Origin of the sequence: Stackebrandtia soli (genome assembly GCF_965137155.1) — a bacterium.
GTDB classification, from domain to species: Bacteria; Actinomycetota; Actinomycetes; order Mycobacteriales; family Micromonosporaceae; genus Stackebrandtia; species Stackebrandtia soli.
Genome location: NZ_CBCRZX010000004.1, coordinates 74447 through 93164 on the forward strand (window position 1 = coordinate 74447; position 18718 = coordinate 93164).

General features: G+C 68.9%; 22 protein-coding genes and 1 tRNA gene. 9 read left to right on the plus strand and 14 right to left on the minus strand.

Features of this window, described 5'->3' with window-relative positions; translation table 11 throughout:
- Nucleotides 1-214: 214 nt before the first annotated feature.
- A complete protein-coding gene (locus ACM9NP_RS03850; protein ID WP_415645166.1) occupies nucleotides 215-787 on the minus strand; it encodes a TetR/AcrR family transcriptional regulator in 573 nt (190 codons plus the stop codon).
- Between the two features lie 97 nt (nucleotides 788-884).
- Between ACM9NP_RS03850 and ACM9NP_RS03855 the strand changes: the two genes are divergently transcribed.
- From ACM9NP_RS03855 to ACM9NP_RS03870, 4 genes are all read left to right on the plus strand, one after another.
- Nucleotides 885-1322 (plus strand): DoxX family protein, encoded by a 438-nt coding sequence (locus tag ACM9NP_RS03855; RefSeq protein ID WP_415645167.1) that lies wholly within the window; start codon nucleotides 885-887, stop codon nucleotides 1320-1322.
- A gap of 176 nt (nucleotides 1323-1498) precedes the next feature.
- Nucleotides 1499-2296: an alpha/beta fold hydrolase gene (locus ACM9NP_RS03860; RefSeq protein WP_415645168.1), complete on the plus strand. Its 798-nt coding sequence runs from the start codon at nucleotides 1499-1501 to the stop codon at nucleotides 2294-2296.
- A gap of 1 nt (nucleotide 2297) precedes the next feature.
- On the plus strand, nucleotides 2298-2849 hold the full coding sequence (locus tag ACM9NP_RS03865) for a TetR/AcrR family transcriptional regulator (protein ID WP_415645169.1): 552 nt from the start codon (nucleotides 2298-2300) through the stop codon (nucleotides 2847-2849).
- A 126-nt stretch (nucleotides 2850-2975) separates the two neighbouring features.
- Complete coding sequence (locus tag ACM9NP_RS03870; RefSeq protein ID WP_415645170.1) at nucleotides 2976-3227, plus strand: hypothetical protein; 252 nt, start codon at nucleotides 2976-2978, stop codon at nucleotides 3225-3227.
- A 173-nt stretch (nucleotides 3228-3400) separates the two neighbouring features.
- Here the strand turns inward: ACM9NP_RS03870 and ACM9NP_RS03875 are convergent, their stop codons facing one another.
- The 7 genes from ACM9NP_RS03875 to selD all read right to left on the minus strand — a co-directional run bounded on the left by ACM9NP_RS03875 (nucleotide 3401) and on the right by selD (nucleotide 8808).
- Nucleotides 3401-4183: a DUF4184 family protein gene (locus ACM9NP_RS03875; RefSeq protein ID WP_415645171.1), complete on the minus strand. Its 783-nt coding sequence runs from the start codon at nucleotides 4181-4183 to the stop codon at nucleotides 3401-3403.
- A 53-nt stretch (nucleotides 4184-4236) separates the two neighbouring features.
- Nucleotides 4237-4746 (minus strand): hypothetical protein, encoded by a 510-nt coding sequence (locus tag ACM9NP_RS03880; protein WP_415645172.1) that lies wholly within the window; start codon nucleotides 4744-4746, stop codon nucleotides 4237-4239.
- Nucleotides 4747-4985: 239 nt separating this feature from the next.
- Nucleotides 4986-5915 (minus strand): peptidoglycan-binding domain-containing protein, encoded by a 930-nt coding sequence (locus ACM9NP_RS03885; protein ID WP_415645173.1) that lies wholly within the window; start codon nucleotides 5913-5915, stop codon nucleotides 4986-4988.
- A complete protein-coding gene (locus ACM9NP_RS03890) occupies nucleotides 5912-6412 on the minus strand; it encodes a hypothetical protein (RefSeq protein WP_415645174.1) in 501 nt (166 codons plus the stop codon). Before ACM9NP_RS03890 ends, ACM9NP_RS03885 begins: the two co-directional genes overlap by 4 nt.
- Nucleotides 6400-6954: a MauE/DoxX family redox-associated membrane protein gene (locus tag ACM9NP_RS03895; RefSeq protein ID WP_415645175.1), complete on the minus strand. Its 555-nt coding sequence runs from the start codon at nucleotides 6952-6954 to the stop codon at nucleotides 6400-6402. The genes ACM9NP_RS03890 and ACM9NP_RS03895 overlap by 13 nt, the downstream gene beginning before the upstream one ends.
- The gene (locus ACM9NP_RS03900) at nucleotides 6954-7658 is read right to left on the minus strand and encodes a hypothetical protein (protein WP_415645176.1); all 705 of its coding nucleotides are present in this window, start codon (nucleotides 7656-7658) and stop codon (nucleotides 6954-6956) included. Before ACM9NP_RS03900 ends, ACM9NP_RS03895 begins: the two co-directional genes overlap by 1 nt.
- A gap of 124 nt (nucleotides 7659-7782) precedes the next feature.
- Nucleotides 7783-8808, minus strand: coding sequence for a selenide, water dikinase SelD (selD, locus tag ACM9NP_RS03905; protein ID WP_415645177.1), 1026 nt, complete (start codon nucleotides 8806-8808; stop codon nucleotides 7783-7785).
- Between the two features lie 12 nt (nucleotides 8809-8820).
- Between selD and ACM9NP_RS03910 the strand changes: the two genes are divergently transcribed.
- The 3 genes from ACM9NP_RS03910 to ACM9NP_RS03920 all read left to right on the plus strand — a co-directional run bounded on the left by ACM9NP_RS03910 (nucleotide 8821) and on the right by ACM9NP_RS03920 (nucleotide 12240).
- Nucleotides 8821-8916 (plus strand) — tRNA-Sec (locus tag ACM9NP_RS03910).
- Nucleotides 8917-9195: 279 nt separating this feature from the next.
- Nucleotides 9196-10491, plus strand: coding sequence for an L-seryl-tRNA(Sec) selenium transferase (gene selA / locus ACM9NP_RS03915; RefSeq protein WP_415645178.1), 1296 nt, complete (start codon nucleotides 9196-9198; stop codon nucleotides 10489-10491).
- A 3-nt stretch (nucleotides 10492-10494) separates the two neighbouring features.
- Nucleotides 10495-12240 carry a SelB domain-containing protein gene (locus ACM9NP_RS03920; protein WP_415645179.1) on the plus strand — a complete coding sequence of 582 codons (1746 nt, stop codon included), beginning with the start codon at nucleotides 10495-10497 and terminating at the stop codon, nucleotides 12238-12240.
- A 74-nt stretch (nucleotides 12241-12314) separates the two neighbouring features.
- Here the strand turns inward: ACM9NP_RS03920 and ACM9NP_RS03925 are convergent, their stop codons facing one another.
- The gene (locus ACM9NP_RS03925) at nucleotides 12315-13598 is read right to left on the minus strand and encodes an ArsB/NhaD family transporter (RefSeq protein WP_415645180.1); all 1284 of its coding nucleotides are present in this window, start codon (nucleotides 13596-13598) and stop codon (nucleotides 12315-12317) included.
- Nucleotides 13599-14008: 410 nt separating this feature from the next.
- The gene (locus ACM9NP_RS03930) at nucleotides 14009-14473 is read right to left on the minus strand and encodes a hypothetical protein (protein WP_415645181.1); all 465 of its coding nucleotides are present in this window, start codon (nucleotides 14471-14473) and stop codon (nucleotides 14009-14011) included.
- Between the two features lie 291 nt (nucleotides 14474-14764).
- Between ACM9NP_RS03930 and ACM9NP_RS03935 the strand changes: the two genes are divergently transcribed.
- Together ACM9NP_RS03935 and ACM9NP_RS03940 are read left to right on the plus strand one after the other, a co-directional pair.
- Nucleotides 14765-15193, plus strand: a complete 429-nt coding sequence (locus ACM9NP_RS03935; protein ID WP_415645182.1) for an OsmC family peroxiredoxin — start codon at nucleotides 14765-14767, stop codon at nucleotides 15191-15193.
- A gap of 159 nt (nucleotides 15194-15352) precedes the next feature.
- Nucleotides 15353-15637 (plus strand): hypothetical protein, encoded by a 285-nt coding sequence (locus ACM9NP_RS03940; RefSeq protein ID WP_415645183.1) that lies wholly within the window; start codon nucleotides 15353-15355, stop codon nucleotides 15635-15637.
- A gap of 47 nt (nucleotides 15638-15684) precedes the next feature.
- On the opposite strand, the gene ACM9NP_RS03945 is transcribed toward ACM9NP_RS03940, so the two are convergent.
- The 4 genes from ACM9NP_RS03945 to ACM9NP_RS03960 form a co-directional block, all read right to left on the minus strand.
- A complete protein-coding gene (locus tag ACM9NP_RS03945) occupies nucleotides 15685-16254 on the minus strand; it encodes a hypothetical protein (RefSeq protein WP_415645184.1) in 570 nt (189 codons plus the stop codon).
- Nucleotides 16244-17011, minus strand: a complete 768-nt coding sequence (locus ACM9NP_RS03950; protein WP_415645185.1) for a hypothetical protein — start codon at nucleotides 17009-17011, stop codon at nucleotides 16244-16246. The genes ACM9NP_RS03945 and ACM9NP_RS03950 overlap by 11 nt, the downstream gene beginning before the upstream one ends.
- A gap of 112 nt (nucleotides 17012-17123) precedes the next feature.
- The gene (locus ACM9NP_RS03955; protein ID WP_415645186.1) at nucleotides 17124-18020 is read right to left on the minus strand and encodes an aminoglycoside phosphotransferase family protein; all 897 of its coding nucleotides are present in this window, start codon (nucleotides 18018-18020) and stop codon (nucleotides 17124-17126) included.
- Between the two features lie 31 nt (nucleotides 18021-18051).
- Nucleotides 18052-18717, minus strand: coding sequence for an HAD family hydrolase (locus ACM9NP_RS03960; protein ID WP_415645187.1), 666 nt, complete (start codon nucleotides 18715-18717; stop codon nucleotides 18052-18054).
- Nucleotide 18718: the final 1 nt, after the last annotated feature.

An 18718-nucleotide genomic window follows, 5' to 3' on the forward strand; every position in this document is an offset into this window, starting at 1 on the left:
CCCGGCTTCCCCCCGCCCCCGGCACAGCAGAGGTTCCCGCATCCGCCGGCCGGCGCACCGGGATTCCCGCAACAGCCTGGGCCGCAGGGCTTCCCTCAGGCGGGGCCGCAAGGTTATCCGCCGCACCGGCAGTGACGAGTCGAGCGATGGGACGAGGGTGGGAGCGGTGGCTCCCACCCTCGAGTCGTCTCCGGACGACAAGTCGAGGTACGGACTATTCGAAAAGGACAGTGCGGACCATTCGACGAGCGAGCTCCTCGGGAGGGGTGTCCCCCGCGAGCTCCGAAGCCTCCAGCGCGCCTTCGAGCCACAGAGAGGCGAAGCCGTGGACGAGGGACCATGCCGCGAGCTGCGCGTCGCGCCTCCGTTGTGGCGTCAACTCCTCCGGCAGGGTTCCCGCGATGCCCGCTTCGAGCACCGAGCCCGACCGGTTCCGGGACTCGACCAACCGCGAGTCGTCCACTTTCAACAGGTCGCGCCGGAACATGACGCTGAAGTGCCCCGGATGTCGCAAAGCGAACCGCACGTAGGCCAGGGCGGCCTCCCGAAGATCGGCGGACGCTGCTTCGAGTTCGGCCGCCAACAGGTCGAAGCCTTCGACGGCCAGTTCGGTCAGCAGTCCGCGCCGATCCCCGAAGTGGTGCGCCGGGGCGGCGTGCGACACACCGACCCGCCGCGCCAAATCCCGTAGCGAGACGGAGTCCACCCCGTTGATGGCGATCTGTTCGGCGGTCGCGGCCAGGAGCGCGGCCCTCAGGTCTCCGTGGTGGTACACGTCTTTCGGCATTCCAGGATTGTGCCCCAAATAACTAGTCATTGACAAGTTCAGGGCGCGTCGCTAATCTTTCCATCGTCAAGATCCATGAATTTAAGGAGATCGTTCGATGGCACCCCTGATCGCCCTCGTCGCCGTGACGGCGCTGGCCCGACTCGTCGGCCGGCTCGGAGCGTTCGACTGGCTCGACTCGTGGCCGCATGCCGTTCAGCTCGGCCTCGCGGCGATGTTCGTCCTCACCACGATCGCGCATTTCGTTCAGCCGCTTCGGAAGGAGCTGATCGCGATGGTCCCGCCCCGGATTCCGAACGCACCGGCCGTCGTCACCGTGACCGGGGTGCTTGAACTGGCGGGCGCGATCGGTCTGCTGATTCCCGTGACCACCCGTCTCGCCGCCGCGTGTCTCGCCGTGCTAATGGTCGTGATGTTCCCGGCGAACATGTACGAGGCCGGACCGGGGCGCGGTATCAAGACGATGCCACTGCCGCTACGCGCCGTACTCCAGGTCGTCTTCATCGGCGCGTGCGTGTTCGTGATCCTCGGCTGACGGCGGCGGACCGGCCGCGAAAGCGTCCTCCCGATGGATTTCGAGGGTCGTCGATCACCAAATCGACGCGGCGGGGCGGCGCTACATGGAGTGTCGGGCATCACAATGAATCGGCCTTGCATTCAAAAGCTAATGGCATTAGCTTTGTGGCTATCACAAATAGCCGAGGAGTAGACATGACCACCCGAACATTGACCCGAGACGAAGGAACCCTCACCTACGAGATCTCCGGCCCGGCAGACGGCCGACTCGTCGTGTGCGCGCACGGCCTGGGGGACACCCGCCAGACCTACCGCCTTCTCGTCCCCGCCCTCGCCGAGGCCGGGTACCGCGTCGCGACGATCGACCTGCGAGGCGCGGGCGATTCGAGCGTCGTCTGGTCCCGATACGGCACGATCGCAACGGCGGGCGACCTGGCGGCGCTGATCCGGGAACTCGGCGGTCCGGCCGTCGTCATCGGCCACTCCTTCGCGGCCGGTTCGATCGCGCACCTGGCAGTCGACTCGCCCGAGCTCGTGTCCGCTCTGGTCATGATCGGCCCGGCCGTCCGGCACGACAAGCCGAGCGGGATCATGGGGCTCGCCGCCAAGGCGGTCACCAGTAACCCGACTCTGTGGACGATGTACTACAAGTCCCTCTATCCCGGAGCCAAGCCGGACGACTTCGCCCAGTACCTGCGCGACCTGAAGGCGTCCCTGCGTCGCCCCGGCCGGATCAACACGGTGCGAAAGACACTCGACGCGCTCCCCGGCGACGCCCCCGCGCGACTCGGCGCCGTCACGGCTCCCGCCCTGATCGTCATGGGCGACACGGACGGTGACTTCGCCGACCCGACCGGTGAAGCCCACCGCATCGGCGATGAACTGGGAGGGGCCGCCACCGTCACCGTCATGGCGGGCTCGGGCCACTACCCGCACGTCGACAACGCCGAGGACACCATCGCCGCGACCCTCGCGTTCCTGAAGGGACACTGAGATGGCCCGCGCGGGTCTCACCCCGGAATCGGTGCTGGGCACCGCCATCGACGTCATCGACGACGAAGGCCCCCATGCGCTGACGCTGGCCGCCGTCGCCAAGCGCGTCGGGGTCGCGACACCCTCCCTGTACAAGCACGTCGGTGGACTCCCGGAACTTCGCCTGCTCGTCGGTATCCGCGTCCTGGAACAACTGACCGATCGCGTCACCACGGCCGTGATCGGACACAGCGGCGCGGAGGCGTTGCGGGCGTTCATGTTGGCGTACCGCCACTACGTGATCGAGCACCCGCATCGCTACGCGGCCATGCCGCAGCACGTCATCGACAACGCCGACTGGCAGGCGGCGAGCGAGCGCCTGCTCGGGGTGCTGTACGCGCTCGCTCGGGGGAGCGGTGTCACCGGCGCCGACGCCGTTCACCTGATCCGGGGAGTCCGCGCGACCGCCCACGGTTTCGCGACGCTCCAGGCCGCGGGAGCGTTTCAGCTTGGCGAGGACGTCGACGAGAGCTACGGGGGCCTCGTCGACCTTCTCGCCACGCGACTGCCGTAACCGCGCATCACACGACCGGGGACCGCCGACGGAGTCCGAAACGGAATGGACGACGATGATTCGCCGCCCGGCTCCACCACGGGCCGCCGGGCCCGACGTCGACACCTCACCCCCACAGGAACAGCCATGACCAACGTGCCCCAACACAACCCCGTCGACGAAGACGATGACGACCCGACCGGCAACTTCTACTTCGGGATCGGGATGGCCATCGTCGGTGTCCTGCTGGCGATCGGGCCGCACACGGAGATCTGGGCCGACCAGTTCACGACCGACGCGACGGGCCGCCGCGCCGGATTCACCCGACTCATCGCGTCGATCGACCGCTCGTCATCACCGGGATCGGGGTCCTCATCGCACTCGTCGGCGTACTCGTGACCGTGCTCGCGTTCCGCAATGGCCGCCGTCTCGCGGCGGAGGACGACGCGCGGCTGTCGTAGCGCGGACGAAGGTCTTCGAGGAAGACCCGGGAACGACACGGGTTCTCCCCCGACTCCGCCACGCCTTCCGCGGGCTTCCCGTCAGAATCGTCACCGGGACGCTCGTCCGGCTCACCTCGACGGGTTCACGACCACTCGTGCGCTGGACACCGACCGTGGTCGACGCCGCCGCACCGCGACGACGGCGCCCGCGACGACGGACGCCACCATCGCGATCCAGAGTCCACGATTCACGAGTATGTGCGGGTATTCGGCGTCTCGCGCCGTCACGGCGGACACCGCCAGTGGAGCCGCGACGCCGAGAGCGACCGTCCACCACAGCGTCGGGTATTGGGCAGGGCCGGGAACCGTTCCGTGCCAACGGAGCAGGAGACGATGGCGCCCGATGTGCGTGACACACCACAGTGTCACGATCAACCCGAGCGCGCCGCCGCCGTATTGCAGGACCTTGTACCAGGGCGGCCCGAGGGGAGAGGCCGCCAACAGCCCCGGAATCCACTGTGTCAGGTCTCCGGGGTGGGTGAAGTAGTCCCAACCGACGTGGGTCGCCGCGCCGAGGAGCGCGGAGGCGACGGTGATCGCGGGCCGGAACGGAACGTCGGCGCTGGTGGCGTAGTCGCGCACATGCCAGCGTCCGAGATCCGGCAGACAGAGGGCCGCGTGCGGCAGCGCGACGTACCGGACGAGCAGGGCGAGGGCAGCGGCCACGGGCGCCGACCACCACAGGAGCGACCCCAGATCGTGCGTCGATCCGAAGGGCCACCATGGATAGAAGGCGTAGGCGAGGTCCGGCGCCGCCGAACCGACGACGAGGGCAATGCCGTCAACGCGCCGTGGCCAGGCGAGTTTGATCGGTAGTACGGCGGCCTGGTGGGAGGGGATCGTCGCGGGCACCGGCCGAGCCTACTCACCCGGACGGCCGAGCGCGCCCCGGTTCAGGCTCAGGCTCACGCGGCGAACAGCAGAATCGCGAAGGTGGCGGCGAGGACGAGGCAGGTCCCGATGGTGATGAAGCGGAGCCGACCGATCAGTCGGGCGTCCCAGCCGACACCGTCCCCGGAGGCCACCCGCATGAGCGGTGTCGCGGCCCGTCCGGCTCCGAAGCCGAGGCCGGCCGCCAACGCGATCGGATAGTCCACTCCCGACACGAGCAGTCCGAGCGCGAGGACGTAGGCGGCGCTCGCCGAGACGTACGTCCGCACTCCCGTTCCGAGCTCGAAGCCGAACTGGAGTGATCCGCGAAGGAGGTTCCGCTGGAGTACGTCCTGTGGAACCTGCCGGGCGTTCTGCGGCATGGGGAACCGGACGAGACCGGCGTCCCGCAGCGCGAACACCACCGCGGCCGCGACGATCACGGCATGCCGACCGACGGCCGGTATCGGGCTGGTCAACCCGGACAGCAACCACAACACCGACGCGGTGAGGGTGCCGCCGAGCAGGAGCCCGGTCGTGAACACGGCGAGTGCCGCCGTGCGTCGTTGGACGGCCCGCCAACCTGGCGTGGCCAGCGCGAACGCGCTGTTACGCGTTCAAACGGAGCCCGAGAGCGAATACCCGGCCAAGCCGCCGACGATCGCCCAGGTCAGTACGGGGGCGTACCACGCCGCCGCGACGGACCCGGCGGCCATCGCGAGGGTCGGCCACAGCGGGTCCGTGGACCACCTCCGCAGTGGACCGACCCCTGTGGCGTCCTCGCTCAGACGGCACCGCCGGTGAGCGTGCGCCAGGTGTTCTGGCCGACGATACCGTCGACGGTCAGTTTGCTCTGCCGCTGGAAGTCCGACACCGCGGCCTTGGTGAGCGCCCCGAAGGCGCCGTCGACGGTGAGCTTGTGACCGTGCTTGTTGAGCTCGCGCTGAACGGCGTGCACGACGTGTCCGTTGTCGCCGCTGCGCGCGACGACCACGAGCCGTGCCCAGGTGCCCGCGTTGACGATGCCGGTGGCCTCGATGGCGACGCTCTCCTGGAAGGCCTGCACCGCGCCCTCGGTCGCCGGCCCGAACGCGCCGTCGGCCTCGATCGCGGCATCGCGGTGGATCAGCAGGTGCTGGACGGCGTACACGTCGGCGCCGTTGTCACCGAACTGGATCGTCGGCCACGCGACCGTGCTGGCGCAGCCGCATTCGGTGTTCCACCGGCAGATCGACCGGACCCAGCCGGACCCGGTGTTGCGATAGCCGTCGTGACAGCGACGCTCCACACTGCACGCGCACGCGCCGCACGCGTCGTTGTACTTCCACAGCCAACCGTCGTAGCTGCCGGAGTAACACTGGTTCGGGCGAAGGGTCCACGTCACGCCGTCGTTGCGGTGGAAGCCCACGTGCTCACCGGAGGTCTCGCACGAGCCGGCGAAGATCGTGCTCGGTCCACAACCCGGCGAGCAGTCGTGGTCGACGGCGTAGGACGGGCATGGTCCCGTGTAGATGTCGTATCCGTCGGCGTAGGCGGCACGCGCGGCGGGGAACACCCCGATCGCGGCGAAGCTCACGGCGGTCGCGGCCTGGAACAGGCGGCGTCGCGGCATCGCGTAGACGACGGGTCGACTCGGGGTCAGCGCCGTGGGATGTGAACCCCGGTTCGACGCGCCCGATCGGCGCAACGGCGGTATCCGGTCAAGAGCGGTCATGACGAGCTCCTCGAGGGACTGGGCTGCATGGATGTCAGAAGATCGCGGGCGGCGGAGCGTGATCCGACCGGTTCGGAGCGGACGACCACACCGGCGTCGTCGATCACGACGGCGAAGGGTGTGGCGATCGCGTCGTACCGCTCGAAGAGGTCGGCCCGGTCGCCGATCGCGGGAACGGGCGTGTCCGCCGGGGCGGGTCCGGAGTAGACGGCCCGCGCCCTCGGGGTGCCGTCGGTGGTCGCGAGCCACGTCGCCGTCTCGTCGAGCGCCTCGGCACAACTGCGGCAGCCGGGGCTCAGGAACAGCAGTACGCCGCCGCCGTCGAGCAGTTCGGTGACGTCGGGCGCGGTCGCTCCGGGCTGGATACCGGCCCGCAACGGCTGCTGAATGACCCCTTTGGACAATTGGTGGACCTGTCGGATGAGTCCCGACACGACCAACGCCAACAACAGGATGGCCACCCACGACACGATCAGCGCGCTCGTCACGAAGTCCATCGGGAAACACCTCCGGTCGCCGGTTCGCGCATCGCGGTCGGCAGTAGCCACAACAGGATCACGAACGTCGCCGAGGCCGCGAGGATCACGGTCCACGAGGCGGGGTCGGCCGCCGACGGCACGACCGCGCCGGACGACAGGGCGCCAACGAGCGCGCACGCGGCGAACACGCCCGCCCGGACGACGACCCAACCGTCCATCGGAGCCTCGGAGCGCGAACAGCCGCAGGGGCCGGAGCGTCCGGTCGTCAACGCGTACTGAATGTAGGCCGCGTAGGCGGCGAACAGCACGGCCGCGATGCCGAGCGCCACGGCCGCGAGCGTCGTCGCGCCGATTGCGAGGGCTACGACGCCGACCGCGCCGACCACGAGTTCGGCGAGCGGGACGACGATCGCGACCGGCGCGATGAGTTTGGACGGCACGACCTGGTGGGCGCGCAGGGCGTCCGGAAGCGCCGACGGGGCGACCAGGTGCGATGCCGCGCCGATCAGGGACGCGACGAGCGCGACGAGCGCCGTCACGGATCCGATGAGGACGGTCATCACTCGGCCAGGCGGAGGGTCAGGCGCTCGGCGAGGGTGGGGACGTCGTCGGCCTCGGCGTCCGCCAACGGCACGAGCGTGGCCCACACTTCCTGGGTGGACAGGACGAAGAAGGGGCGGCCGTCCGCGAGGGTGTCGCGGTACAGCTCCCCGCCGGAGACCGGTACGCCCTTCCACGGCGGCAGTTGCGCGGTCTGTTCGGCGGTGGGCGCGGCCATCTCCAGCAGCCCGAGCCGGGGAACTTCCTTGATGATCGTGGCGGGGCCGGCGAAGACGGTGCCCGCTGAGGCGTCGGGCGTCAGCGACAGACCGTCGGCCTCCTCGCGGATGCCGAGGGTTCGCAGGAGCCCCAGGGCGTCCGAGACGGACGCGCGGTACAGACGGGTCACCAGGCAGTGGTGCTTTCCCTGCCAGACGACCAGAAGGGGATGCTCGACGAGCTGGGTCTGCGGGTCGTACTCGGTGGTGACGGCGGTGCGGAGGACCCCGTCGTTGAAGGACAGTTCCGAGTCGAACTCGTCGATGCCGAGCGCGGCGGCGAGGTCGTCGCCGAGGCTGTCGATCCCCATCGTGAACTCGTGGACGCGACCCGCCGCCACGACTTCGGCGACGGACGTCGCGGGTCGGGTCAGATCGAGGTCGCCGCTGAGGGTGTACGCGACACCGTCGAGGGCTCGATGTGTCACTGTGGATGGCTCGGCCATGCTACGTACTCCGATGGGGGGGTGGAGGTTTCCTTCGCACGCGAAGTCGTCAGTGCAAGATATCTGCGCCGTCCGTGACTGTCAATACATTGACAAATCTCAATTATTAAGACAAATTGGACCGTCACCGGATCACGATGGCGTGCTCACCGCGAGGACGCAGCTCCCCGATGACGGGGTGCCCTGGAATCTCCCCGGCCAACAACAGGCCCCCCGAGGTCTGCGCGTCCGCCAACAGCAACCGGTCAAGCTCCGACGCGGAACCGAATTCGACGCGAGGTGCCACCCAGTCGAGATTCCGTCTACTGCCGCCGCTGACGAAGCCGTCCTCGGCCGCGCGCCGCGCGCCGTCGAGGTATGGGACGGCCGCTCGATCGAGGACCGCGGTCACCCCCGAGGCCCGCACCAGCTTGTACAGGTGCCCGAGCAGACCGAAACCCGTCACGTCGGTGGCGGCGCGGATTCCCGCCTCGACCGCGGCGGCCGACGCGTCCCGATTGAGGGTCGTCATCGTCGCGATCGCTTCCGGGAACACGGTTCCCGTCGACTTGTGCCGGGTGTTGAGCACACCCACGCCGAGGGGCTTGGTCAAGGTGAGGGGCACGCCCGGCGCGGCGGCGTCCGCGCGCAACATCCGATCAGGACGAACGAGACCCACCACCGACATGCCGTACTTCGGCTCGGGGTCGTCGACACTGTGACCACCCGCGACGTGACAGCCAGCCCCGTGACCGACCTCCATGCCGCCGCGCAGCACCTCGGCCGCGAGTTCGAACGGGAGGACGTCACGCGGCCACCCGAGCAGATTGACCGCCGCGATCGGGACACCGCCCATCGCGTACACGTCCGACAGGGCGTTGGTCGCGGCGATGCGCCCCCAGTCGAAGGCGTCGTCGACCACCGGCGTGAAGAAGTCGGCGGTCGTGACGACCGCGCGGTCGGCGTCGATCGAGACGACCGCCGCGTCGTCGCCGCCGCCGTCCAGACCGACCAGGAGCGGCGCCGCCGGATCCCGTGGCGGTCCGACGCGGGCGGTCAGCCCGGCCACCAGGGCCTCCAGCTCCCCCGGCGGGATCTTGCACGCGCAACCGCCACCGTGCGCGAACTGCGTCAACCGCGTCCGCGCGCTCGTCGTCTCGGGCTCGGTCATAGACTTCTCCTTGGAGGCGGGCAGGTGCCTGGTGGCCCTCACGGTCTTCAAAACCGATGTGGCCGAGTCCCTCGGCTGGGCGGGTTCGATTCCCGTACGCCTCCGCCATGATGCCCGTCAGGAACCGGCGGACGCGACGCGGGAAGCCGACGATAACCGCTCGACCCCGGGGGTCGCCGACGGGTTCGCCCGGCCCGCAAGCGCTTCCGCGGACATCGCCGAGCAACCCATGTGGACTACGGTGCCGCGCCGATCGACCACCCGTTCGTCCGGCCGTAGAATGCCCGTCATGAACCCGCGGTCGAGGCCGCCACCAGCGGCGCCGTTCGTCGTCAGCGCACGAGAATACCGCGATCGAGCCCACATGCCGCCCACAAAGGAGCCATAGTGGATGACCAACGACGACGAGTGCCCCGCACCGACGCGGTGCTGGCCGACCCGGCCGTGGACGAGGCGATCGAGCGCCTCGGGCGGAACCTCGTGCGGGCCACCGTGACGGCCGCCCTCGACCGTGTTCGCCGTGGCGAGCTCGCGCCCGAGGCGGCGATCGGCGCCGTCATCGACGCCCTGCCCGCCACCGCCGCCCGCTCTCGGCCGGTCATCAACGCGACCGGGGTCATCGTCCACACCAACCTCGGCCGGGCGCCCCTGTCCTCCGCCACCCGCGACGCCGTCCTCGCGGCATCGGGCTACACGGACGTCGAGTTCGACCTCGGCACCGGACGACGCGCTCCCCGTGGCGCGTCGACCCTGGCGGCGGTGGCCGCCGCCGTCCCCGCCGCGCAAGGCGTCCACATCACGAACAACAACGCGGCGGCGCTCGTCCTCGCGGCGACGGCGCTCGCGGGCCGAGGCGACATCGTCATCAGCCGAGGCGAACTCGTCGAGATCGGTGACGGATTCCGGCTTCCAGACCTGCTCGAATCCACCGGGGCGCGGTTGCGGGAGGTCGGCACGACGAATCGAACCAGGCTCTCCGACTACGCGGACGTCATCGGACCGGGCACCGGGTTCATCCTCAAGGTGCACCCGTCGAACTTCACACAGACGGGCTTCGTCGGGACGACGTCGATCCGCGAACTCGCCACGCTCGGACCGCCCGTCGTCCACGACATCGGTTCCGGCCTGTTGAGGCCCAACGCGGCGTTCCCGAACGAACCCGACGCGACCACCTCCCTCGACGACGGCGCGGACCTCGTGACGGCGAGCGCCGACAAGCTGCTCGGCGGCCCGCAGGCGGGGCTCCTCCTCGGCCGGGCCGACCTCGTCGACAGGTTGCGGCGGCATCCGCTCGCACGGGCGCTCCGCGTCGACAAACTCACGCTCGCCGCGCTCGAGGCGACCCTGGTCGGCGGGCCCTCCCCGGTCGAAGTGGCGCTGTCGACCCCGGTGGCGACGCTGCGGAAGCGCGCGACCCTGATCGTCAAGGCCTTGGCGGACAAGGGGATCCGAGCGGACCTCGTCGACTCGACGGCGCGCGTCGGCGGCGGTGGGGCGCCCGAGGTGTCGCTCCCGAGCACGGCGGTGGCGGTGTCGGCGCACCTGGTCGCGGCTCTGCGAAGCGGCCGACCCGCCGTCGTCGGCAGGGTTCACGAGGGGCGCCTGCTTCTCGACCTGCGGGCCGTCCCCGGCACCGATGACGCGGCGCTGATCTCGGCGGTCGCCGCCGCCGTCACGGAGTAGTCGATGCGCGTCATCGCGACGGCCGGCCACGTCAACCACGGGAAGTCCACACTGGTCCAAACGTTGACGGGCCGGGACCCGGACCGGCTGCCGGAGGAGAGGCGCCGCGGCCTGACAGTGGACCTCGGCTTCGCGTCCACGCGACTGCCCGGCGGCGAGCTCGCCTTCGTCGACGTCCCGGGTCACCACCGGTTCATCTCCAACACGCTCAGCGGGATCGCGACGGCCCCGGCCGTCCTTCTCGTGGTCGCGGCGGACGGCGGCTGGGAGGCGCAGTCCGAGGAGCATCTGGCGGCGATCGACGCGTTCGGCGTGCGACACGGACTCATCGCCGTGACGCGAAGCGATCTGCGCGATCCCGGTCCGGTCCTGCGGGACGCCGTCGGCCGCGTTCGGCGCACGAGTCTCGGCGCTGTCGAGGCCGTCCCGGTCAGCGCCCGGACGGGTGCGGGAATCGACAGACTGCGCGCGCTGCTCGACGGCCTCGTGACGAACATGCCGTCGGCCGACGACGCCGCGCCGGTTCGATTGTGGATCGACAGGGCGTTCAGCATGTCGGGCGCCGGGACGGTCGTCACGGGCACCCTCTCGGAGGGAACTCTCCATTGCGGAATGACGCTCGTCGTGTCGGGTACCGGCGAGGAGACCTCGATTCGGGGCCTGCAGTGCCTCGGGCGGGCCGTCGAGTCGATATCGGGCCCGGCACGGGTCGCCGTGAATCTGCGGCGGACTCCACTCTCGCGTGTCGGTCGTGGATTCGCCCTCGTCGAAGCGGGCGGCTCGTGGCGGACCACGACGATCGACGTCCGCGTCGTCGACGCCGAACGACTCCCCGTCGACGTGATGCTCCACTGTGGCACCGCCGCGATCCCGGCACGCGCTCGCCGCCTCGCCGACGACCTGCACAGGCTCACGTTCGCGACGCCGCTTCCGTTGCGGCTCGGCGATCGACTGCTCATCCGCGACACCGGACGACGGACCTTCCTTCCGGTGACGGTGCTCGAAGTGGAGCCCCCACCGCTGCGACGTCGAGGATCGGCCGCCGCGTGGGCGGAGACGCTCCGCTCGACCGCGCGCCCCGGTGACCTGCTTCGCCGACGCGGCATCGCCCGCCGCGCCGACCTCGTCGCGATGGGCGCGCCGCCGCCCGAGGAGGCAATCGAATATGGACAGTGGCTTCTCGACCCGAAGCACGCCCGCCATCTCGAATCGGCCCTCGCCGCCGCCGTCACGGACCACGATCGCGCGCGCCCGAGCGAACCCGGCCTGCCGCCAGCGGAGGCGGCCCGAATCCTCGACCTACCCGATGACGCCCTCGTCGCCGTGCTGACCGCACGGACGCTCGTCATCCGCGACGGACGAGTCCACGACCCGCGTCGCCCGACGCTGGCACCGGGAGCCCTCGCCGTCATCGCGGAGTTGACCGAGTTGGCCGCGTCCGTTCCGTTCCACGCGCCGACGGCCCGCCGCATCACCGAGCTCGGCGCCACCCACCAGCTCCTCGCCCACGCGGTGCGGGCGGCGGCGCTGTGGGGTGGCGACGGGATCTACCTGCTGCCCGACGCTCCGGCACGGGCGGTCGCGATCCTGCGGACCATCGACGAACCGTTCTCCGTCTCGGATTGCTGCCGCGCGCTCGACACGAGCCGCCGCGTCGCGATCCCACTGCTGGAACACCTGGACGCGACTCGGGCCACCGTGCGCGAACCGGACGGACGTCGGCGGCTGACCGAGCACTCGGGACTTTGACGACGACCGGGCTCACCCGGCGCCGGGATCGATCCCGGCGCCGGGTGAACCAGTGACGAGCGTGACGGCGTCGGTTACATGAAGTACCTCAGCCAGACATAGACGAACGCGATCGGTACCGTCACGGCGGTGACGATGATGCCGTACTTCGTGAAGTGCCAGAAGCTGATCGGGTGACCCTCCCGCTTGGCGACGCCGATGGCGACGACGTTGGCACTGGCGCCGACCGCGGTGGCGTTGCCGCCGAGGTCGGCCCCGAGCGCGAGCGCCCACCACAGCGCCGTCCCGGTCGCCTCGTCCGGAATCGTCGCCACAAATCCCTCCACAATGGGCATCATGGTGGCGGTGAACGGGATGGTGTCGATGATCGCGCCGATCGTCGACGCCCCGGCCATCAGCCCACCGGCGGCGAGCAGGTACTCGTCACCGACCGCGTCGATGGCCGCCTTACCGATCACGTCGATGACTCCGACGTGCACGAGACCGCCGACGAGAACGAAGAGCCCCATGAAGAACACAAGGGTGTCCCACTCGACCTCCTCCAGGAACTCCGCGACGGTGCTGCGGTTCACCGCGATGATGAGGCCGGCGCCGAGCATCGCGACGATCGCGGGGTCGACGTGCAAGACGGTGTGGAGGGTGAAACCGACGACGACGAGACCGATCACGGCGATGGAGTAGACGGCCCTGCGCCTGTCCTTGATCTGGTCGAGGGGATCGAGCTGCATGATGGCCGCCGCGCGTACCGGGTCCTCGACGAACACCGAACGGAACATGATGCGGCACAGAACGATCAGAACACCGAGCAGGACCACGGTGATCGGCGCGAGGTTGATCAGGAAGTCCATGAAACCAAGGCCCGCGCGGGTGCCGATCATGATGTTCGGCGGGTCGCCGATGAGCGTGGCCGTTCCACCGATGTTGGCGGCGAAGACCTCCGCCAGAATGAACGGAATCGGCTTCAATCCCAGACGTTGACACACGGAGAACGTCACGGGGGCCACGAGCAGCAGCACGGTGACACTGTCGAGGAACGCGCCGACGAGCGCGGTCACGAGAATGAGCAACACCATCAACCGAACCGGACGGCCGCCGCTCTGTCGCGCCGCCCAGATGGCGAGGTATTCGAACAGGCCGGTCTGTTTGGCGACGCTGACAATGATCATCATGCCGAACAGCAGGAATATGACTTCCCAATCGACACCGGTGTGCGCCGAGAAGAACGCCGTCTCTGAATTGACGATGCCAACCATCGCCATGGCGGCGACACCGATCATCACCGCGACGACGCGATTGACGCGCTCGGAGACGATGAGCGCGAATGTAGCGACGAATATGAATGTGGCAAGTACTGCCATAGGGACTCCAAGTCTTTAGTCGCGCCGGGCGCCAATGGGCCTCACGCGGGGCGTACGGACTGCTCCCTCCCGCCCGAACGGGCGGCCGAGAAAGAGAACGCGATCAATCCGAAAACGATCGAGACATTTCGATCCCAATTCGCCACACACGAATGACGACCTAACCGCCGATGCCCGCGCCAAGCGGTGACAAGGACGTGAAGTCGCGGTAAAACGATGTGTCGAGGCTCCCGATGCCTGAGAACGGCACCGGTTTGATTCAGTCGACGAACAACCACCGCGCGGACGGCGCGCGGGGACGTCTGCTGCTGAGCTCCTGGCCAGGTCGCGCGTCAACGCGCGTCGTACAACACGTTCCGCCGCACTGATGAAAAGCCGTCAGGGGATCGAGGGATCAATGCCGAAGATCGTTACGCCGGAACCGGTGGTCCGCGATGCAGTGGAACCCCGCGCGCACGGCCTTTCCACCGGCGAACGGGTAGTACCGGCATTTCCAAGGAGACGGCTCGAACGGTGCCGAGGAATACCGCGATGACGGCGAGGACCGGCACGACGAGGTGCCCGAGTCCCGACGGCCCCATGCGCGGATCGGCGACGATGAACGACCGGGGATGAATCGGCGCCTCATGCAGCAGCCCGGAAGTCCCGGCGGCGTCGGCCAGGTTCTCCCCCCACAGGACTTCGACCGCGGTCAGGTGATCGGACACCCTTGCCTGTGCGGTCTCCCCCGGAGTTCCGGCGACGTGGCCGTCGCCCGAGTGCAATCCGACGCCGATGAACACCGAAGCGAACATGATGGCGAGCAGTACTCGCTTCACGTTCCAGCCGACACGGGCAGACAGCGCACGGCGACTCTCTTGATCAAAATGGATCATCGAATCGCCTTCCGTTCAGTTGTTCTATGTCGGCATGAGTCAAACCCTACAAAAAACGTGTACGGTTTGCCCACTCGAAGCCGCCCCAAAGCGCGCTTTTTTGACCGCGCGGCGGCATGACATGAACCACCGCTGTGAGATGAGCCACCGGCGGCGCCCTGTCGGGTTACCCGCGACACCCCGCCGCAAGCCCACGACGAAACGTCGTCAATCCATAACGGAGTGCTACCCTGCCGGAGGATCGACCGGCCTGGGCACCGGGCCGCCCATACGACAGAGGGAGCCTCGAACATGGCCACCGTCCGTACCGCGAGCACCAACTGGGAAGGCGACCTCGCCCACGGCAAAGGCATCGTCCACTTCGAATCATCGGATCTGGGCGACACCGACGTCAGTTGGGCGGCGAGGTCCCAGGAGGCCGGCGGCAAGACCAGCCCCGAAGAACTCATCGCCGCCGCCCACTCCTCATGCTTCTCGATGGCGTTGTCCGGAAGCCTCGCGAAGGCCGGGAAACCTCCGCAGACGCTCCAGACCCGCGCGGACGTCAGTTTCGACCCCGTCGCCGGCTCCATCACCGGTATCCACATCACCGTCCGCGGGACCGTTCCGGGCCTCACGAGCGAGGAGTTCACCGACGCCGCCGAAGGCGCGAAGGCCAACTGCCCCGTCAGCAAGGCGCTCACGGGCACGACGATCACCCTGGACGCCGCGCTCGCCTGAGCTCGCGAACTCGCGGCGCCCCGCCTCGGCGGGGCGTTCGCGTACCGGCCCCACCGACCCAAATCGACGCCACCGCACCCGAACGCGACGGTCGCCATTGTCCAGTGACACAGGGTATCGTGCGCTGTGTCACCCGCCTCGCGCGAAGGAGTCCAGCCGATGCCTATCAACCGTCGCGGCCTGCCACCGCATCCCGGCTGTTCACCGGCGCCACAACCCGTGCCGACGGCCGAAGAGCTCATCACCGCGACCCTGGAGGCGTGCGAGCCCTATCTCGGGACGAGCACCGCGCTGCGGCATCGCCTCATGATGCTCGACATTCGAGTCCGCGAATACTACGGCGCCCGCGACACCCTGTGGGACTGCGTCGATCAGGTGCTGAAGGTCCTCGACTCGCTCGACGAGGAACCCGAGTCCACCGACGACACCCCCGACTCCGACTGACCGGACCCCCGGACACCACCGATAGACCACTTTCGACGAATGCTGCCTCAGCCGGCTCCGTCACCGTCACCGTTCCCGAGGATCCCCTCCACATCGACGCGCCCCGGCGCGGGCGCCTTCGCGAGCCACCCGGGTGCCTCGCCCCCGCCCGCGACGTACACGGGGATGTTCGGCTCCGAGGGCACCGGGCGCACCGCAGCCGAGATCACCAGGGCGTCCTCCTCACCGAAGGCCTCGCCGTCGACGAGCACGGGACCATACCAACCGTCGGCGGTCACCAGCAACCACAGGTCCACATTGGCGTCAACCTCGACCAGCGCGCGGGTGCCCACGCGGTGACACAGAACGGCGGCCAGCGTCGTCACGTCGACGACCCCGGCCAAGTCGGGCAGTTCGGCGCGCGCCTGAAGGACGCAGCCGAACTCCTCCCCGGGCGCGTCAGACGTGTAGAGCCAGGCGTACGGATACTCCACGTCGGCATCGGCGTCGAGCGCGGCGGAGAGTTCGTCGCCGGTCCCGACGAAGACGGCGGATTCGTCCACACCCAATTCCCGCGACAAGCAGCCCCCTATGGCGGAGGGGGTCGTCCGGCTGTCGAAGTAGATGTCAAATGCCATGGATTTCCGTCCTTTGAACGGTCGACCGGTGTTCCCGGTGAAGACTCAGTGCCTTGTCCCACATGGCGGTCGTGATGGACGGATCGCGCGTCAACTTGACATCCACTTTGGTCATGTCTCCGCCGGCGTCCATGACTCCCTGCAGGGCTCGGTACTCACCCCGGTCCAATTCGACGACCCCCGGCCCGCTCATCGGGAAACTCACGCCGTCGGGTTTCACGCCGTACCGACGCCCGTTCACCTCCCAGCCGTTTCCGGCGGGATCCCACGAGCCTTCGCCACGGTTGATCGCCGCGAGATCGGCATCGACGTCGACCGACGACATGACCACCGTGTTGCGCCCCTTGGTCCTGCGAGAGGCCGAGATACGGCCGATGAAATGACGAGAGTTCGGCGGACGGAGCTCCGCCGTGGGTTGCCGCCGGACCGGGCCGGAGCGTTGGGCGGGTATCTCGGCCACGGATCCCGGGGGCCGAACCGCCACGGTCGGTCCGGCGCCGAGTAATTCCTGAGCCGACAGCGCGCTGCCGTAGTGAGTCGCGGTGTTCGTGTGGGCGTTGACGAGTTCGCCCAAGACGTTCTCCAGTCCGCTGCGGGCACCCTCGGTGATCGACGCTCGGCCGTAGGCCGACGCACCCTGCAGGGTCCCGACAGTGGACTCCCCCACCGTGATGGCGGCGGCGACGGCGTTCTTGGCTTCGTCGATCTGGTCGAGCGCCAGCTGAATCGCCGCTGTGAAATCCTCGATACTGGACATATCGCACCTCATCGCGTCCGCACCGTTGCAGATACCACCGTAAGTGACGTGATCGAGCCAGAGCAAGACCACGGGAGGGGCGATTACTGTCTGGTTAACGACAGTGGATTGTTCACGGTCGTGATAGGAGTCCGGTGAGACGGGTGATCGCGGCGTCCAGGAAGACGCGCGCGGACGCTGGATAATCGTGGCCCGCGGCGACGTGCCAGTGGGCGCGACTGATTCCGGTCAGGACGATCGTCACGGTGTAGCCGAGCGCGACCGTGGCGGCGTCGACCGCGCCCCGCAGTCCGCGTACGTAGTCGTCGAGCACGTCGCTCGACACGGACAGGGCGACGTGCGCCGCGTCGGCCCCGACCGGCGCCCCGCCGAGCGTGCCCCAGTCGCACAGGACGATGCCGTCCTCGGCGCTGAGGAAGTTGCCGATCTGGGAATCGCCGTGACTGAGTACGTACGGGAGTCGGTCGAGAGCGTCGAGGTACCGCCACCGGTCTTCCCACACGGCGCGCCAGGCCGGATCCAGCGACGTCGTGTCTATAGTGGTCACCGCGAGGCGCTGAGCGAGCTGGTGCCCCGCCAACCACGAACGGCCCGGCAGTCTGAGGCCGCGCTGCCAACGCCCGAGCGCCAGGGCCGCGTCGACGGCGGCGACGCCGACGCCGACGATCTCCTCCGTGTACAGGTCGTGGTCGATCGTGCCGATGTAGCGCGGCGCCGAAAGGTCAGGGCCGTCGGGCAGCAGGCCCGACTCGTAGGCGAGCGGCTCCCGACGCCAGTACGCCCAATGCGAACGATCGGAGTTCGCCGCGATGTGCCGCCCCGACGTCAACGGCCGCAGGCGCTTGCGGATCAAACGCAACTCGTTCCGTTCGCCCGCGACGTCGAGCGTGGCTCGCAGACGATGCACCGCGCCAGTGGCGGCTCCGAGCGTGGGGATCGGCGTCTCCTCGCACGCGATGAGCGCGGCGCGTCCGGGGTACAGCGAAGCCACGAGCTCGGGGGGAAGCATGACGGCACCCTATCGGCCCGTCTGCCGCCGATCAGCGCGAGCCGGAGTGCAACGCGCGCAATGCTTGGACGTCGATGTCCACCAGGGAATCGACGACGGTGACGCCGTCCACTGTGATCGCGACCTCACTGGGGACGGCGACCACGGAGCAGCCCGCGGCGAGCGCGCTGGCGACCCCCGTCGGGGAGTCCTCGATGGCGAGGCAGTCCCCGGGTAGGAGGCCGAGTGCCGTGGCGGCGGTGCGATACGGCTCGGGATCGGGCTTGTTGTTGGCGACCTCGTCCCCGACGATCGTGACGTCGAACCGGTCCGCGCCCATCGCCCCGATGACGACGTCCACGAGTCGGCGCCCAGTGGCGGTGACGAGCGCCGTCGGGTACCCGGCGGCGCGCACCGAGGCCAGCAGTTCGGCGGCGCCGGGGCGCCACACGGGGGGCGACGCGAACAGGTCGGCCATCCGATCGATGAGCCAGTCGGCGCTCGCGGTCACGCCGTCGGCGGGCAGGTCGAGCGCCTTGTGCAGGAGGCGCATCGACTCCATCTGATCCATCCCCACCATTCGAGCCCGCAGTTGCGGGGTGAGGGTTCGTCCGAGATGGACACACAGGTCGACGAGGCCGACCTCCCATAGTTTCTCGCTGTCGAGCAACGTACCGTCCATATCGAACAGTACGGCCCGGAGGGCACCCCGTGTCATG

Coding starts and splice junctions, on each gene's coding strand:
- ACM9NP_RS03925 (WP_415645180.1), bottom strand. CDS start 13,598: ATGGCAGTACTTGCCACATTCATATTCGTCGCTACATTCGCGCTCATC.
- ACM9NP_RS03885 (WP_415645173.1), bottom strand. CDS start 5,915: ATGACCGCTCTTGACCGGATACCGCCGTTGCGCCGATCGGGCGCGTCG.
- ACM9NP_RS03955 (WP_415645186.1), bottom strand. CDS start 18,020: ATGCTTCCCCCCGAGCTCGTGGCTTCGCTGTACCCCGGACGCGCCGCG.
- ACM9NP_RS03930 (WP_415645181.1), bottom strand. CDS start 14,473: ATGATCCATTTTGATCAAGAGAGTCGCCGTGCGCTGTCTGCCCGTGTC.
- ACM9NP_RS03935 (WP_415645182.1), top strand. CDS start 14,765: ATGGCCACCGTCCGTACCGCGAGCACCAACTGGGAAGGCGACCTCGCC.
- ACM9NP_RS03865 (WP_415645169.1), top strand. CDS start 2,298: ATGGCCCGCGCGGGTCTCACCCCGGAATCGGTGCTGGGCACCGCCATC.
- ACM9NP_RS03895 (WP_415645175.1), bottom strand. CDS start 6,954: ATGACCGTCCTCATCGGATCCGTGACGGCGCTCGTCGCGCTCGTCGCG.
- selD (WP_415645177.1), bottom strand. CDS start 8,808: ATGACCGAGCCCGAGACGACGAGCGCGCGGACGCGGTTGACGCAGTTC.
- ACM9NP_RS03940 (WP_415645183.1), top strand. CDS start 15,353: ATGCCTATCAACCGTCGCGGCCTGCCACCGCATCCCGGCTGTTCACCG.
- ACM9NP_RS03890 (WP_415645174.1), bottom strand. CDS start 6,412: ATGGACTTCGTGACGAGCGCGCTGATCGTGTCGTGGGTGGCCATCCTG.
- ACM9NP_RS03900 (WP_415645176.1), bottom strand. CDS start 7,658: ATGGCCGAGCCATCCACAGTGACACATCGAGCCCTCGACGGTGTCGCG.
- ACM9NP_RS03920 (WP_415645179.1), top strand. CDS start 10,495: ATGCGCGTCATCGCGACGGCCGGCCACGTCAACCACGGGAAGTCCACA.
- ACM9NP_RS03850 (WP_415645166.1), bottom strand. CDS start 787: ATGCCGAAAGACGTGTACCACCACGGAGACCTGAGGGCCGCGCTCCTG.
- ACM9NP_RS03855 (WP_415645167.1), top strand. CDS start 885: ATGGCACCCCTGATCGCCCTCGTCGCCGTGACGGCGCTGGCCCGACTC.
- ACM9NP_RS03870 (WP_415645170.1), top strand. CDS start 2,976: ATGACCAACGTGCCCCAACACAACCCCGTCGACGAAGACGATGACGAC.
- ACM9NP_RS03960 (WP_415645187.1), bottom strand. CDS start 18,717: ATGACACGGGGTGCCCTCCGGGCCGTACTGTTCGATATGGACGGTACG.
- ACM9NP_RS03860 (WP_415645168.1), top strand. CDS start 1,499: ATGACCACCCGAACATTGACCCGAGACGAAGGAACCCTCACCTACGAG.
- ACM9NP_RS03945 (WP_415645184.1), bottom strand. CDS start 16,254: ATGGCATTTGACATCTACTTCGACAGCCGGACGACCCCCTCCGCCATA.
- ACM9NP_RS03950 (WP_415645185.1), bottom strand. CDS start 17,011: ATGTCCAGTATCGAGGATTTCACAGCGGCGATTCAGCTGGCGCTCGAC.